14 protein-coding genes are annotated in these 14,767 nt (G+C 60.8%); 2 read left to right on the top strand and 12 right to left on the bottom strand.

The features are described 5' to 3' along the window. Both AC5ZG1_RS18500 and AC5ZG1_RS18495 read left to right on the top strand, forming a co-directional pair. Complete coding sequence (locus AC5ZG1_RS18500; RefSeq protein WP_130222643.1) at positions 1 to 1,065, top strand: UDP-glucuronic acid decarboxylase family protein; 1,065 nt, start codon at positions 1 to 3, stop codon at positions 1,063 to 1,065. 172 nt (positions 1,066 to 1,237) lie between these two features. Continuing rightward, a complete protein-coding gene (locus AC5ZG1_RS18495) occupies positions 1,238 to 2,275 on the top strand; it encodes a YihY/virulence factor BrkB family protein (protein ID WP_456641249.1) in 1,038 nt (345 codons plus the stop codon). Positions 2,276 to 2,432: 157 nt separating this feature from the next. Here AC5ZG1_RS18495 and AC5ZG1_RS18490 read toward each other — a convergent pair whose 3' ends face one another. The 12 genes from AC5ZG1_RS18490 to AC5ZG1_RS18435 form a co-directional block, all read right to left on the bottom strand. Then, the gene (locus AC5ZG1_RS18490; RefSeq protein WP_456641250.1) at positions 2,433 to 3,152 is read right to left on the bottom strand and encodes a hypothetical protein; all 720 of its coding nucleotides are present in this window, start codon (positions 3,150 to 3,152) and stop codon (positions 2,433 to 2,435) included. Next, entirely contained in the window at positions 3,149 to 3,541 is a 393-nt protein-coding gene (locus tag AC5ZG1_RS18485) for a phage holin family protein (RefSeq protein ID WP_496133693.1), read from the bottom strand. The genes AC5ZG1_RS18490 and AC5ZG1_RS18485 overlap by 4 nt, the downstream gene beginning before the upstream one ends. After that, positions 3,525 to 4,148, bottom strand: coding sequence for a YtxH domain-containing protein (locus AC5ZG1_RS18480; protein WP_456641252.1), 624 nt, complete (start codon positions 4,146 to 4,148; stop codon positions 3,525 to 3,527). Before AC5ZG1_RS18480 ends, AC5ZG1_RS18485 begins: the two co-directional genes overlap by 17 nt. Further along, a complete protein-coding gene (locus tag AC5ZG1_RS18475; RefSeq protein ID WP_496133692.1) occupies positions 4,141 to 5,316 on the bottom strand; it encodes a hypothetical protein in 1,176 nt (391 codons plus the stop codon). The genes AC5ZG1_RS18480 and AC5ZG1_RS18475 overlap by 8 nt, the downstream gene beginning before the upstream one ends. Positions 5,317 to 5,836: 520 nt before the next feature. Next, positions 5,837 to 6,304 carry a metallophosphoesterase family protein gene (locus tag AC5ZG1_RS18470; protein WP_456641254.1) on the bottom strand — a complete coding sequence of 156 codons (468 nt, stop codon included), beginning with the start codon at positions 6,302 to 6,304 and terminating at the stop codon, positions 5,837 to 5,839. Between the two features lie 209 nt (positions 6,305 to 6,513). Beyond that, the gene (locus AC5ZG1_RS18465; RefSeq protein WP_456641255.1) at positions 6,514 to 8,469 is read right to left on the bottom strand and encodes an APC family permease; all 1,956 of its coding nucleotides are present in this window, start codon (positions 8,467 to 8,469) and stop codon (positions 6,514 to 6,516) included. Positions 8,470 to 8,723: 254 nt separating this feature from the next. Continuing rightward, entirely contained in the window at positions 8,724 to 9,002 is a 279-nt protein-coding gene (locus AC5ZG1_RS18460) for a hypothetical protein (RefSeq protein WP_456641256.1), read from the bottom strand. 1,160 nt (positions 9,003 to 10,162) lie between these two features. After that, positions 10,163 to 10,633 (bottom strand): hypothetical protein, encoded by a 471-nt coding sequence (locus AC5ZG1_RS18455; RefSeq protein ID WP_456641259.1) that lies wholly within the window; start codon positions 10,631 to 10,633, stop codon positions 10,163 to 10,165. 227 nt (positions 10,634 to 10,860) lie between these two features. Continuing rightward, positions 10,861 to 11,619 carry an ethanolamine ammonia-lyase subunit EutC gene (eutC, locus tag AC5ZG1_RS18450; protein WP_456641260.1) on the bottom strand — a complete coding sequence of 253 codons (759 nt, stop codon included), beginning with the start codon at positions 11,617 to 11,619 and terminating at the stop codon, positions 10,861 to 10,863. 1 nt (position 11,620) lies between these two features. Then, entirely contained in the window at positions 11,621 to 13,012 is a 1,392-nt protein-coding gene (locus AC5ZG1_RS18445) for an ethanolamine ammonia-lyase subunit EutB (protein ID WP_496133691.1), read from the bottom strand. Positions 13,013 to 13,021: 9 nt separating this feature from the next. Next, a complete protein-coding gene (hisN, locus tag AC5ZG1_RS18440) occupies positions 13,022 to 13,810 on the bottom strand; it encodes a histidinol-phosphatase (RefSeq protein WP_496133690.1) in 789 nt (262 codons plus the stop codon). After that, positions 13,810 to 14,745: a phosphotransferase gene (locus AC5ZG1_RS18435; protein ID WP_496133689.1), complete on the bottom strand. Its 936-nt coding sequence runs from the start codon at positions 14,743 to 14,745 to the stop codon at positions 13,810 to 13,812. Before AC5ZG1_RS18435 ends, hisN begins: the two co-directional genes overlap by 1 nt. Positions 14,746 to 14,767: the final 22 nt, after the last annotated feature.

Genomic DNA, 14,767 nt, shown 5'->3' with positions numbered 1-14,767 from the left:
ATGACGTTTCAGGTCCGCCTTCGGCCTTCCCGCCGCACCAAAACCGTGCTGATCGCCGGGGGCGCCGGCTTCATCGGTTCGCATCTCTGCGATTCGCTGCTGCAGCGGGGCGCGACTGTGATCTGCGTCGACAATCTGTTCACCGGCACGGTCGACAATATCCGCCCATTGCTCAATCATCCGAACTTTCGGTTCGTCGAATGTGACGTGCGCGATCCGCTTAGTATCAATGACGACATCGATCAGATCTATAGCCTTGCCTGTCCGGCTTCACCGCGTCACTATCAGGCGGATCCGATCGGTACGATGAAGACCTGCGTCGTCGGCACCATGAACTTGCTGGAACTCGCGCGGAAGAAATCGGCCCGCGTCCTGCAGGCCTCGACCAGCGAGGTCTATGGCGATCCCGAGGTGCACCCGCAACCCGAATCCTATGTCGGCCATGTCAACACGATCGGTCCGCGTGCCTGCTATGATGAGGGAAAGCGCGCTGCGGAGACATTGATGTTCGACTATCACCGAACCCATGGCCTCGAGGTGAAAGTCGCGCGCATCTTCAACACCTATGGGCCGCGTATGCTGGAGAACGACGGGCGCGTGGTGTCGAATTTCATCGTGCAGGCGCTGCGCGGCGAACCGATCACGATCTATGGAAAGGGAACGCAGACACGAAGCTTCTGCTTTGTCGACGATCTCATTCGCGGGCTCGAATTGCTGATGGAGAGCCCGTCCTCCATCAGCGGGCCTTGCAACCTCGGCAACCCGCAGGAAATCACCATCGAGTCCGTGGCGCGTGAAGTTCTCGCCTATACCAATTCGGCCTCGCCGCTGCGTTTTGAGCCGCTGCCGAAGGATGACCCAAAACGGCGCAAGCCGGTGATCGACACTGCCGAGCGGTCGCTAGGCTGGCGTCCGCGTATCGCGCTGAAAGAAGGCCTGCAGGCAACCATCGCCTATTTCGCGTTGCGTGTTGCGACCGCGATGCCAGTGCTGGTGCCAGCGCACGCCTCGCGGAACCCCCCACATGCAGCGCGCGCTCGATTGACCATCGCCAGCCAGCAGTGACGCCGACGGCGGCTTGAACAGGTTGAGCGCGAGGTGCAACGCAGCGGATCGATGGCAACAGACGGGGATGCTCTCCTGGCGCCATCCTGTGGCGAATCTTCCTTCCACCAGAATAGGCGTTCAGGAACGATGTCCGTCCGCCAGGATTGAATCGGAAACGTTTCGATGCGCCATGTCCAGTATTCGCTTTCCAGATCCGCCGAGAGACAAGGCAGGTCAAGCACGTGAAGCCCGCGATCGGCTCGGAGAGCCGGCGGAACAGGATCATCGTGGCCGCGGCGCGACGTCTCCCTGGCAAATTCCATGGGCGGGATGGAAGGACATCCTGCTCAGGACCTACGAACAGATCAACAAGGACAGGGTTCTGGCCGTCGCGGCGGGTGTCGTGTTCTACGGACTGCTTGCGCTCTTCCCCGCGATCACAGCAATCGTATCCTGCTATGCGCTGTTTTCTTCGCCAACGGCCATCAATGACCATCTGGCCGCGTTGGCCGGCCTCCTACCGCAGGGCGCCTTGGACATCGTGCGAGATCAGGTCGATCGCGTAGTTGCGAAGGGGAATACCAAGCTTGGGTTTGCCTTTGCGTTCAGCTTCTTTCTCGCGGTGTGGAGTGCAAACGGGGGCATGAAGGCAGTCATCGATGCGCTCAACGTCGTGTATGAGGAGGACGAGAAGCGCGGCTTCTTCAAGCTGAACGCCGTCTCGTTGGCGTTCACCTTCGGCGGCATCATCGCCGCACTTGTTGCCATCAGCGGGGTGGTAGCTCTGCCCGTCATCCTTGGGACATTCGGGGCGAGCTCGCTTGCCGATAACCTACTACGCATTGGCCGCTGGCCTGTCCTCGTCCTGGCCATGCTGTTCGGACTGGCTGTACTATATCGATATGGGCCAAGCCGACGTTCCCCACAATGGCGGTGGCTGACGGTCGGAAGCGTCTTCGCGACGTTGAGCTGGCTGGCCGGATCTGCGGCCTTCTCCTTCTATCTTGCAAATTACGCCAACTACGACGCGACCTACGGCTCGCTGGGGGCAGCGATTGGCTTGATGATGTGGATGTGGATGTCGACCATCGTCATACTGGTGAGCGCAGAACTCAACGCTGAAGTCGAACATCAGACGGCACGAGACAGCACCGATGGTTCAGGCAAGCCGCTCGGCGCGCGAAGCGCACGCATGGCGGACACGGTAGGAGAACAAAAGACGAGCTGACATCCGCGTAGCAACGGACGCCTCGTTGCTAGGAACCTGCGACCTATCGCTGGCAATCTCCTAGTCGGTTACGGTCTCGGCGCCCCATGTACGGGCGAGTTCTGTAGATAATTGGGTCAGCGACCACCCGCTCTCGGCCACTCGCGTCTCCTCGATCCTAGCGCATCGCGTCAGCCTTCGCGGATGCCCCCTGCTCCGCTGCGTCGACCACGCGCTCGAACTTCGCGGCCATCTCGTTTGCAGCCGACTTGGCTCCCTCGATCGTAAGACCCTGTTTGCGCGCCTCGTCAGCCGCAGCGTGAACTGCCTTTCCGGCTGCTTCACCCGCTCGAGCTACCTGCTCGGCCGTGAACTCGTGAGCTTTTTCCTTCACCGCCTCGCTCGCTTCGCCGAGGTACTCCGCTTCGGCCTTCGTTGTCGGGAACGCTGAAGCGATGCACGCGCCCGCGGCAATACCGACAGCACCAAGCGCAAGTGGTTGTCTTCGAAACAGATCAGCCAGGGCGGACCCCAGGCTTTCGATTGTCCCAGCCGCCCCATCAGGAACCGTCTTCGCATATCCGGAAAGCGTGTCGGCCTGCCGGCGGCCCAGGTGCGCGGTGCGATCGATCACTCCGGCAGCACTGTCCTGAAGCGTTTCGGCGGCCGAGCCGACGCTGGACCTAACGGTCGACCCGGCGCCTTCCAGGACACCTTGTGCAGTATCCGTGGCACGATCAAAACCCGAACGCACTGCGTCCGTCGTACGACCCAGTTCACCGCGGCTGAATAGCCATACCACCCCCATGCCGATCAGCGCAGCCGAGAGCGGGTTCCGGCTCGCCGCGTCGCCGAGGCCGCGCAGAAAATCCGATCGTGTCTCTGAAACGTCCCTCATCGCATCATCTCCTTCGCTGCCGCCTTGTCACGTTGAACCTGCTCTATCGTGACCGTTGGCTTGAGGGCATCACCCGAGAGCCTGCTCAGCCCAATCCAGATTAGCCCCGCCGAGACTAAAGCTGAGACACCCCCGACGAGGAGATAGGCAATCGGGTCGGAAAGCCCGGCATGCATCAGGCCAGCAGCTGCTGACATCAGCAGCAACACCAGGGCTGGAATGAAAATGACCGCCCCGGCGCCGATCATCGCTCCTGCCCGACCCGCCTGGCTAATTTTTTCCGAGAATTCAGCCCGGGCAAGCTCGAACTCATTGCCGATCAACTTTGCAAGCTGGCTGACGGCATCACCGACAAGATCTGGAATCGAACGGCTAACTTGAGATGCCATCGCGATACCCTCGAGTTTCGGACTGACGGCTTATTCCATCCCGTTGACCAACCCCGGACGTTACGCGCGGGCCGGTGTCCCCTGAATGTTCGGCTGAGCTTTTCAGAAACCGCACCATGCCGAATCCCGCAAGCGCGGCTATTCCGAGGAATGCCGTCGGCTGCCGGCGTGCAAAAGTCCTCGCGTTGCGCAGGAGATCGTCGAAATCGCCGTTCTTCAGCGAGGCCGACACGGTTTCGACCTGCGACGCCGCCTTGCGCATGTAGGTGCCGGCAACTGGCAGTTCGCCGTCAAATTCGCTGGCTGCCCTTCGCATCGCTTCGGCAATGTTGCTGACGTATTGAGCGCCGGCATCTTTCCGATCGTCAACCGTTTCCTTGACCCGATCGGCAGCCTGCGATCCCAAATCCTTGGCGGCCTCGACGAACTCCGAGGCCTGGTCCTTGATGGCATCCGCCGAGGAACTTGCCATCTCCGCTGCCCGATCCTTGAGGTCGCGCCCCGCAGAGGCAGCTTGCTCGCCCGCGCTCTTTGCGGCGCGACCTGCTTCCTGGAAATCCTGTTCCGCAGGATCGAAACTCTTTTCGGTAAAAACCTGGTCAGCCATGACTATCTTCTCCGTGGAAACCTGATGATTGACTGTCCTCTGGTGGTTCGAAGGCTGTGGTCACTGCAGCCTCTGCCACTCGGCGGACGCGTTGCCCCAAGTCATTCGCTCCCTCACGCACGCCATCCGCGCTGAGCCCCTCCGCTTCGGCCTGGTCCGCCGCGCGCCGGGCGGCTTCTCCGGCAGCGTCTTTTGCGGCTTCGAAACCGTGGGACGCAGCGGTTTGTACGCGACGCTTGACCGAGCTGCTGGTCTCACCGACCATGTCGTCCTCCAGCTCGGTTCGCGGAAGCGCGCTAGCGATCACGCCGCCGATGAGCAGCCCGATGCCAGCGACCAGAAGCGGATTCTGCTCAATCGTCTCGCGGAACGTTTTCGTTGCACGATCTCCCAAATCGGAGGCGGTCTCCCGTCCCGATCTCAACGTCTCGCTTGCCGAATCCTTGGCCGCCCCTGCAAGCCTCTGACCTGTCGAGGTCGCGCCGTCTGCAATGTCCCTCACGGAACCAGCAGCAGCGCCGATCTTTCCGGCCATGTGATCTCTCAGTTCGGCTCCGCTGCTCCTGACCGAGGCGCCGGTCGATTCTGCTGCCCCGCGTAGCCGCTCAGAGCCCGACATCAGCGCGGTCTGAGCGGAGCTGCCCGCCTCGCGTTCGTGCTCGGCTCCGGCGGAGGTCACCCGATCAAGACCGCCCATGACGGCTTCTTTAGCGCTATTAGTGGCATCGGCGATTTGGTCGCTGAAGCCGCGTGCGCGACGGACAACGTCGTCAGACAAATCAGCGGCGATGGCCGAAGCCTTCTGCGTCGCTGCCTTGCCGCTGTTGGAACTCGCCAGGTAGAGGCCGGCGCCGATCATCCACACCGGGAACGGCACCGTTCGAGCAAGGCGAAACAACGGATAGGCAAGACTGGCGCCTACGGCGACTGCCTGCATCGGGTTCTCCCGTGCCGTGGTGGTGACATCGCCGAGCAGTTGCTCACCGCGGGAGCGGACGAAGCCTGAAACCTCGGCTTTGATAGCGGCCGGACTGATGCGCCCCCGTATGTCCTGAGCCGTGTCCGTGACGCTATGGCGAAGCTGTTCGACCGTCTGCGTAAGGCTGGCCCGAGTCTGCTCGGTCTCCTGCCTGATCTGTTGAAGCGAACGCGCGTCAGTTTGAGTCATGTTTGTACACCTAAATTCATCTAGAAGCCGAACCTGCATTCACCGCGTTGGTTCCTCGATCCGCAGCTTCATCTCGTCGCAAGCGAAACGACGATGGACAGGCAGATGCTGCGGTACGAGGAAAAATCATTGACCAGCTCGCTTACCCCAGACAGTCCCGCCAAGGTGGCAGAGACTGTCTGGTCGGATAGACTCTTGGCAATAAGAATACCGAGAGAACGACCTTACTCGTTGCCGGCCCTTTCGTTCCTATGGGTACGATCGTGGGAGAGGATCACGTTGAGGGTGCCTGCGCGCAAGTTCGTCCAGCGCCTCGCAGGCTCTCCGTTGCTACGTCAGATCGGCCTGATGCTCCGTTGAGCCGCCGCAAGTGACAGCAGCGTTGTCCCAAGAGCGCACGGTCCTCTTTCCTAGGAACTCCGGATGGTCCTCACAAATTTGAACCTACGAGCTTGATTGGAGGAGAGGACCTCGTTGGAGGAGACGACAGTGACGTTTGGCAGAGGCGCTTTGCTGGCGATTAGTCCGCACAAGCGAGACGGTGAATCACAGGCCGAAGGCCACTTGCGGTCAGCTCAAGAATGGCCAGGGTCACAGGCAACTTAAAGCGCCGGGGCCCAGCGCTTCCGGGATTGAGATAAAGCACTCCGTCAATGGTCTCGATCTGCGGTCGATGCGAGTGGCCGAAAACGACCACGTCAATTCCGCACAAACCAGGATCGAGCCGTAATTCCTGGAGGTTGTGCAGGATGTAGATGGACCGCCCGCCGAGCCTTATCGTCTGGGTGTCAGGATAGCGCTCCGCCCAGTCGCCGGTATCGACGTTCCCTCTGATCGCAGTCACAGGCGCAATCCGGCGGAGCCGGGCGATCACGTCTGGGCGACCGATATCGCCGGCATGGATGATATGCGCGACCCCGGCGAGCCGTGGCTCAACCTCGGGACGCAGCAGGCCGTGGGTATCCGAGATGACTCCGATCCTGAGCAATGCGTCAGTGTCCTCGTGCGGTACCCCTGTTCGGGTCGAATGACGTGGCGCTATCCTTGCCGTTATAGAACAATGCGACGCCAACGACAGCCAACACAAAGCAACCGCCCGCCTCGCTCAGCTTCGTCGCCAGCCCATTATGATCGATCGGAACGAGCATCGCACCTGCCGTAAGAGTGCGAACGAAAAGCATCTTGCTTGCCGCATGCTCAAGCGGACCGATCACCTCTGGCGGCGCTTCGCTCCTTGCCGGGCTCATTGTCCAGGTCCAACCGCCACGGAAGGTTGATCACGGTCACATCAGGCTGTCCGAGTCCGATTAGTCGAGAGCGCAGCCGGAGGGCGCGATGCGTATGCAGCAGGTGTTGGTACCAACGTCGTTTAACCACTTCTGGGATCAGCACCGCGAGTCGCCTACCGGGAAATTTGTCTCTGATCTCATCGATCACCCTCAACATCGGCTGCTGAATCGCGCGGTATTGCGCCTGGAGAACGACAAGGCGTGGAGGCAGGAGTCCCGCTTGCTCTGCCGGCACCTCGACATCTCTTCGCCATTGGTCGCGAAGAATTCGCTGTTCATCCGCGACATCTGGACCCGATAGCTGTAGGAGATGAACGGCGACGACTTCCGGCGAGATGCTCAACGCAAATTTCAAAGCGTTGTCGCTCAGCCTGTTCCAACTCTCGAACGCGACAACGACAATAGGCGGAGCCAATCCGCTGAGATCCAAAGGGGCGGGATCGCGGAGCTGGGTGGCAAGCTCGTCATAGTAGGCGCGTATCGTTTTGAGCAGAACGATGACGAGCGGAAGCACCAAAATGGTGATCCAAGCTCCCTCTATGAACTTGGCCGCGATGATCACGATGAGAGCAGTACCTGTCGTGATCGCGCCGATCGCATTGATCACGAGATGGGCTTTCAGTTCCTTCTTGGGTGCTTCCTCCTCGGCAATGGCTCGGCGCCAATGCCATACCATGCCAGTTTGCGAGATGGTGAAGGTGAGAAATGCACCGATCGCAAACAGTGGGATGAGCCTGTCGGTTATGCCGCCAAAGACCGTCAGGAGAAATCCCGATGTGAACGCCAGATATAGGATGCCGACGTCGAAGACCAATCGTCGGCCCGCAACTGCGAAGGATTTGGGCAGGAAGCCGTCTTGGGCGACTACGCGGCAAAGGCGAGGGAAATCCACGAAGCTCGTATTGGCCGAAAGAGCCAGCACGCACAGCAGTGAACCGATCGCGACATAATAGAGAGCGCCGTTTCCCACAATGGCGGCCGCAAGCTGGGACAGAACACTGCGGTAGCCCTCCTGCTCCTGATCCATAGCGCCGATGCCATAGGCGCGAGTGAGAAAGGCGATGCCGATCAGCAGCGTGCCGAGGATGACGACGATCGCCGTCAACGTACGGTGACCGTACTTAATCGTCGGCTCACGAAAGGCGGTCATGCCGTTGGACACAGCCTCCACTCCCGTCATCGCCGTGCAGCCGCTTGCGAAGGCGCGCAGCAGTAGCCAGAGACTCGCGGTTTCGATTGCGTGTCCCATTGGGGGCGGCGGGACAGCCGGCTGGGGCGATCCGCTGGAGATCATGACTTTATACGCTCCGACAGCGAGAATGATGCCGAAGCTGGCCACGAACAGATAAGTAGGCAAAGCAAACATCCGGCCAGCATCGAGCGTGCCGCGGAGGTTCACAATCGTCACGAGCGCGAGAATACCGAGACACAGCGGGAGAATGTAGGCGTGCAAGGTCGGCGCCGCCGAAACCAGCGCGCCAACTCCCGCCGCGATGCCGACGGCAACGTTCAAGACGTAGTCGACCATCAGAGCCGCCGCGGCGAGCAGACTAGGACTGGTACCAAGGTTGTCCTTGGCAACGACATACGCACCACCGTTGTTCGGGTAGGCTCGGATGGTTTGCCAGTACGAGGCAAACAAGATCGCAAGGAGGACCACGATCGGCGCCATGACCCAGCCGATAAAGGACGTCGCGGCTGCTCCGAGCGGAATGAGGATGGTGAGGGCGGCTTCAGGACCGTAGGCGGATGAGCCAAGTCCATCGAGTCCCATTGCCGGAAGGCCCTCAAAGGCCCCGATCTTGCGCTCCTTGAACTCCCGGTTGGCCAAGCGTCGTCCGAGAAGAAGATCAAGCGCGCTCACACTCGCTATCCCGACCAACAAGATACATCCTACCATTCTTCAGCTTACCCACCGAGGGACACAGCCGAAGTCGAGGGCGCCCCACGGCCTGCCGTATTCGCAAGGTCAGGCGCTCCGAACACCAAGACTTGTAAATTCCGTAGGTTCCTAATGGGTGGAGTGTTGCTGACTCTGAGAAGAGCAGCGCACGAATCTCGAGATGGCGCTTTGCGGCCGTCGCAGGCGAAGACAGCGCTGCTTTTTCGAGGACTTGCTTAGCGAGATTTTTCGCCCGTTCCGGAGGGCGAAGTGCGGCTCGTGCCACTGCTGGATCCCGTCGTCGGCTGGTCGGCGGGTCGTCCAGGGGCGTGGGCGGAAGCACCCGGCTTCTCCTGCTCGCCGACATAGCCCGATTCGCCGGACTGACGGGTCTTGGCGCCCTTGTCCGCCTCCTCCTGCATCTGCGGGTTCGGCACGGTCTGCTGCTGCGCCATGGTCGGCAGCGCGATCACGGCTCCCAAACCGACGACTAGCGCGAGAATTGAGATTCTCATGAGATCTCCTCCCATACTGACTCCACGCTCAAACCCGCAAAGCGGCGATCGTTCCCGGGAGCTGGAGCTATTTGCGACGGCACGGCAGGCCATTTCGACGGCGAATGATCCGGCGTAAACTAGGACCGATCCGCGCCGGAGTTTCCGGACAAAAACCGCATCGCGGCGGGGATCCCGGATCACCTGTCGTCGTCATGTTCTTCAAGCCCAGCGCCGTTGGCCAGCCGCGCGGATGCTCTCAGGAACGGGCGAAACGCGGGTGTGTTGAGCTCCCGTTCTGGGAGTGACGCCCTCAATGGAGGATTGTAGTCGCCCTTGGTACAGGCCGAGAAGTTGATGCCGACGAAGTACGCCGCTGACCGCACTGACGATCCCGGAGAGCCGCTCAACTGGCTTTGCCCCCGGGCACCCACAACATCATTGGAAGAAAAATTAGCGCTGCTCGCTTCGCGAGCGATGCCAGCTAGGAGAGCCGGCGATATCGGCGCAGCATCAGGTCAGACGCTATTTCAGCTTGCCGAGCTTTGCGAATAAGCTGCTCTCTCTCGCTCCCAGCTGGCCTGCTTTCGGCCATTTTCCGCGGATGCTGCACCTCGCCCGCGAGCAACTCTTCCAAGGTGGTGTTCTTAAAACGACGCCGCTTTAACATGGCGCAACTCCCTCGTATGCAGGCGGGAGCGCGATCGGTCTTTCGACCACCGGCGCCCACCATGCGTAGTGTCATGCCAGTGATGGAGGATAACTCGCGAGCCGCCAGTTTGTTCGCATGGCGGTACGCCAAAAGACCGCGCGGCACATCAGCGCGTCGAGCTGGCAACTGAGAGACCCGGGCCCGATCGCGTCTCAACGGTCAAAGATCTCGTTCAACTTGCCCGCTCTTTCATTTACTGCGCCTCGAGCGCGCGCCGCTCATTCGGCGTCAGCTTCTGCGCCTGATCTGCAGTGAGCTTCCCGATGCCGACGAATTGAACCGGATTTCCAGGATCGTAAGCCGGCGACTGACCGCTGCGTTCGCGCGTCCACGCGACCTCTTGTCATCGTCCTGCCGCCGCTCGCCGTCACCGCCGCCGTAGCCGAGAAACTCAACAATGATCACCGAAGGCCGATCTGAGGGCGTTTGCTGGGTCGCATCCTTGACCGCGTCCGCTGCCGCCTTGTCCTTAGTATCGAGGGTCAGTGGCGCGATCTTGACGTCGTCCTCGGCAAGATTGTCGATGCGGCACGATCTGGCCGTCGACGGTCGTGGTGAAATAGGCGGGCATTGCGGCGACCTTCGCCGGATCGAGATAGGCGGCGACGAACGCCGTGTAGTCCGGGGACTTGCCGTTCAGGCCGGCGATCACGTCGATTGAGGCGCCGTCGGCGGGAAGGCCGCGGATGTCCGTTCCCGTGATCGGGCGGTTGTTGCCGTCGAACCGGCGATTGCCGATGCTCACCGTTCGCGGATTGTAGACGTCGCGTCCGGCGGTCAGCAGCACCGAGCCGGGCCCCTCCACCGAGAGGTCGGCATTGATGATGTCGTTGCCGCCCTCCAGCCATGTCGTGTCGGTTCGGTGAAGGTTACGCAGGTCCAGCGTGACATTGCGGATGTCCTTGCCGGCACGTAGCCAGGTCTGCTCGTTGGCCCACATCGTCGCGCTTCGGGACGTCGTCGTGGTGGCAACCGGGCCGATGATCGAACCCGAGCGGGCACAGATCCGGCTCGGCTCGTAGTCGTTCTCGTTGGGAAGATGCGCCGGATTGCGGAAGCTGGCGAGGTAGAGGTCGTAGGCGCCTAGGCGATTCGATCACGTCATCAACTCGGATAAGATTTTCGGTACACACACCCAACCAAATCCGCACGGCAAGCCCGTCGGCGTTAGCTGGTCGGCAAGCGCGCCACGGCATCCTTCAAGGCGACTCCGCTGGTACCTGCCTTCAGCATATCCAAAACCAGCGACACCACGGCATCCGCGGCGTTGTCGGCGCTCAGCCCGCCGTTACGAATATTCGAGATGCAGTTCCTCCTTGAATCGGGCGTACCCGCCTTCGGCAAGCATGTCATGTAGGCGCCTAGACTATCCGCTGAGGAAAGGCCGGGTCGCTCTCCGATGAGCACAATCGAAACCCGAGCACGGATGATTTCCGCCACGGGATCACCGAGCGCGACGCGCGCGAGCGATGCCAAAATCAGCGGTGCCATGGAAAGCTGCCGAGATGAAAGACGTTCGACGATCGCTTGCACAAGCGGCACGGCATTGATGTTGATGGCGCTGGCCGACAATCCATCCGCCACCACGATCACGACATCACAACCCGGATGGATACCTGCGAGGCGCTCCGCGGACTCCGGAGAGAGTTTTCGGCCCAGATCAGGGCGTCGGATATAGGTGCCGCGATCGACGGCCTGGCTTTCGACATCGACCGTTCCCGGACTTAGATCAGCAAGGTTGGCTCGAAGTGAAGCCCAATCGACTGCAGACCAGACGGCCTGACGCGCGCGTGCATGATCGAGTAGAAACAACTGCGCGGCGCGCGTTGGCAGCCCGGCACCAAATCGACCCAGAAGCACGCGCGCTTCCGTCATGTGCCGCAAGTCGACCGACCCTGCCGTTTCCTTTGCCAGATCATCCTTCACGTCACGCTCCGAGCAGCCTGGCATCCGCAATGCGATCAGCGAGCCTCGGCGGGGCGTCCAAGAGGCGGCCGGCCATGTCGGTCAACCCGATATCCACCAGCCATCGCTCGAACTCCGGTGCCGGCGGACGCTTCAGGATTTCTCGGCAATAGACCGCGTCATGATGCGCGAGTGACTGGTAGTTCAGCATCACATCGTCCGCGCCGGGAACGGTGATGACGAAGTTGACGTTGGCCGCGCAAAGCAGGGTCAGCAGCGCGTCCATGTCTTCCTGATCGGCGTCGGCGTGGTTGGTGTAGCAGACGTCCACTCCCATCGGTAAGCCGAGCAGCTTACCGCAAAAATGATCTTCCAGGCCGGCACGAATGATCTGCTTTCCATTGAAGAGATATTCCGGGCCAATGAATCCAACCACGGTATTCACGAGCAAGGGCCTGAATTCGCGCGCAACCGCATAGGCGCGGGCTTCCATGGTCTGCTGATCGACGCCGAAGTTCGCCTCGGCCGAAAGTGCCGCCCCCTGTCCGGTCTCGAAGTACATCAAATTCGCATCGATCGCACCGCGCCCGAGGTCACGTACAGCCTCATGTGCCTCCTTGAGCAGCGCCAAACTGACGCCGAAACCGTCATTTGCCTTCTGCGATCCGGCGATCGACTGGAACACGAGATCCACCGGAGCCTTCGCAGCGGTTGCCTTGATGGCAGTCGTCACGTGACCCAGGCAGCATGTTTGCGTCGGAATCGAAAGGCGCATGCGCAGTTCGTCGAGGAGCGAGACAATGCGCACGTAGTCATCCACGGTGTCGGTTGCCGGATTTACCCCGATCACCGCATCCCCCGACCCCATCAGGAGCCCATCGATTGCGGAGGCGGCAATGCCGTAGGAGTCATCGGTCGGATGGTTTGGCTGATTGCGCGTCGAAAGCCGCCCCTTCAGTCCAATTGTCGACCGGAAGCGGGTGACGACCTCCCGCTTGGACGCCACTGAGATCAGATCCTGCAAGCGCATGATCTTCGAGACCGCGGCCACCATCTCAGGCGTCAGGCCGAACGTCACCGCCTCAAGCTGCCGCTGGCCCGTTTCCGGCTTGAGAAGCCATTCGCGGAATTCACCAACGGTCAGCGACGAGATGATCTCGAAAGCCGCCGGGTCATGGCGATCGACAATCAGGCGCGAGACTTCGTCCCAGTCGGCGGGGATCAATTCCTCGGCGAGGAACGTCTTGAGGGGAACGTCCGCCAGCGTCATCTGCGCGGCAAGCCGCTCGACCGGTCCGTCCGCAGCGATGCCGGCAAGCTGGTCGCCCGATCGCTCGGGCGTCGCCTTGGCCAAGAGATCCTTGAGGTCAGCGAAACTGAAAACCGTCTGCTCGATCGTCGTCTTGTAGGGCATGATCGCTTGCTATCGGTTGATGAGGGCCAGCGCTTCCGCGTGAAGTTTCGGCGTGGCAGACGCCAACACGCGCCCCTCGGAATGAATTGAAAGCGGGCTTCCCTTCCAGTCAGTGATGCATCCCCCCGCCCCCTGCACGATCGGAACCAGGGCCATATAGTCATATGGCTGCAGTCCCGTTTCCAGAACGATGTCGCAATGTCCCGACGCGAGCAGACCATAGATGTAGCAATCGCCCCCAAAACGCCGCAGCTTGGCGGATCTCGAAAGCCGCTCGAACACTTCTGCGTCCTCGTTCGCGAACATATCGGGTGACGTCGTATAGAAACGGGCATCTGCGATGGCTTCGCAGGCGCTCGTCCGGACCAATCTGCCGCCGAACAACGTCAGACCGGGCTTCGCCATCCACCGCTCGCCGGTGGCCGGCGTGTCGATCAAACCACAGAAGGGCTGCCCCTCATAAGTCAGCGAGATCAGCGTACCGAACAAGGGAAAGCCAGTGATGAAGCTCTTGGTGCCGTCGATCGGATCGATGACCCATGTGAAGGCGTTGCCGCGCTTGACCCCAATCTCCTCACCGATGATGCCGTGGTCGGGATAACGCGCCTCGATCCGTTCCCTGAGGTGCAGTTCGACGGTTCGATCGGCAATCGTCACCGGACTCGCATCGGGCTTGGAAATGACATCCAGCGGCGTGCGGAAATAGGACAGCACGATCGGCCTGACCGCGTCAGCGAGCTCGGCGGCGAAGGAAAGGTAGACATCCGCATCGTCTACCGCCACGGCAAGTTTGACCATCACAGCGCCTTCAGGAATGACGGCCAGCGCGGGTCATAGATGATGGAACGCGCGCGCATGTGCTTCCATATGCCATATTTGTAGAAATCAAAATCCAACGTCGACATCCGGTTCTGCACCAGCGCCCAGGTGCTCCACTTGATGTCGGCGAGCGCCTTGTGGACGATGAAGCGCGCGTGCCATCGCTTGTCATAGCGGCCGAAATATTCCTCGATGATTTCCTGCTCGACATCCTCCGAGAAGAAGTGCTCGCTGCTCCAGATGGCCAAGTCATAAAGCCGTTCGTTGTTGGATGCATATTCGAAGTCGATTAGCTTGATCGACTTGTCGTTCCCGACCAGGAAATTCCCTGGCATTGGATCGTTGAAGCAAGGCACGAGATCGAGCCCGGACGCCTCGAGAGCCGCCCGGGCCTGCTTATACTGACGGTAGAGCCAGGCATGGTCCTCGGGCCAGTAGCCGCCGAGCTGCTTCACCTGCTCATAGTGCTCCTCAATCATGTCGAATACGGTCTTGGTCAGCGGAAGTGGCGGCGCCTCGTGCAAGCGGCGATACATGCTCACCACGGTGTCGCGAAAGGCGGGATCGACGAAGTCGCGATGGGTGGAGGCTCGCCGGTCATCAAGGAATTCGGAAATCTCGATGTCCAGGTGGTCGAGAAAGTCAAACGTCCTCGGCCCGACATCCATTGCCTCGGCCTGCTTGCTTGCCGCCCGCGCCGCGCTGCGATCGATGAACATCTCGGTGCCGCGCCCCGGTATCTTCACAAAGTATCCAACCGGATCGCCATCGACCCGCACGAGAAAATTGGTGTTGCTGATGCCGCCGGAGACCGGCCGATAGGACAAGCGGCAGGGCTTCCAGGCCTCCACCTGAACAATGGCCGCCTCGAGCGTTCGCTCGGCATCTGACCTGGCCGCACCGATTTCAAGCATAACCTTGTCTCACTTTCTCTGG

It is taken from the genome of Bradyrhizobium sp. Leo78, from assembly GCF_059512425.1.
This window is presented reverse-complemented; position numbering and strand designations above follow the sequence as displayed.

What these genes read in the sequence shown, in the direction of transcription:
- AC5ZG1_RS18500 (WP_130222643.1), top strand. Translation starts at nt 1, where the DNA reads ATGACGTTTCAGGTCCGCCTTCGGCCTTCCCGCCGCACCAAAACCGTG.
- AC5ZG1_RS18495 (WP_456641249.1), top strand. Translation starts at nt 1,238, where the DNA reads ATGTCCAGTATTCGCTTTCCAGATCCGCCGAGAGACAAGGCAGGTCAA.
- AC5ZG1_RS18490 (WP_456641250.1), bottom strand. Translation starts at nt 3,152, where the DNA reads ATGAGGGACGTTTCAGAGACACGATCGGATTTTCTGCGCGGCCTCGGC.
- AC5ZG1_RS18485 (WP_496133693.1), bottom strand. Translation starts at nt 3,541, where the DNA reads ATGGCATCTCAAGTTAGCCGTTCGATTCCAGATCTTGTCGGTGATGCC.
- AC5ZG1_RS18480 (WP_456641252.1), bottom strand. Translation starts at nt 4,148, where the DNA reads ATGGCTGACCAGGTTTTTACCGAAAAGAGTTTCGATCCTGCGGAACAG.
- AC5ZG1_RS18475 (WP_496133692.1), bottom strand. Translation starts at nt 5,316, where the DNA reads ATGACTCAAACTGACGCGCGTTCGCTTCAACAGATCAGGCAGGAGACC.
- AC5ZG1_RS18460 (WP_456641256.1), bottom strand. Translation starts at nt 9,002, where the DNA reads ATGAGAATCTCAATTCTCGCGCTAGTCGTCGGTTTGGGAGCCGTGATC.
- AC5ZG1_RS18455 (WP_456641259.1), bottom strand. Translation starts at nt 10,633, where the DNA reads ATGTGGGCCAACGAGCAGACCTGGCTACGTGCCGGCAAGGACATCCGC.
- AC5ZG1_RS18445 (WP_496133691.1), bottom strand. Translation starts at nt 13,012, where the DNA reads ATGCCCTACAAGACGACGATCGAGCAGACGGTTTTCAGTTTCGCTGAC.
- hisN (WP_496133690.1), bottom strand. Translation starts at nt 13,810, where the DNA reads ATGGTCAAACTTGCCGTGGCGGTAGACGATGCGGATGTCTACCTTTCC.
- AC5ZG1_RS18435 (WP_496133689.1), bottom strand. Translation starts at nt 14,745, where the DNA reads ATGCTTGAAATCGGTGCGGCCAGGTCAGATGCCGAGCGAACGCTCGAG.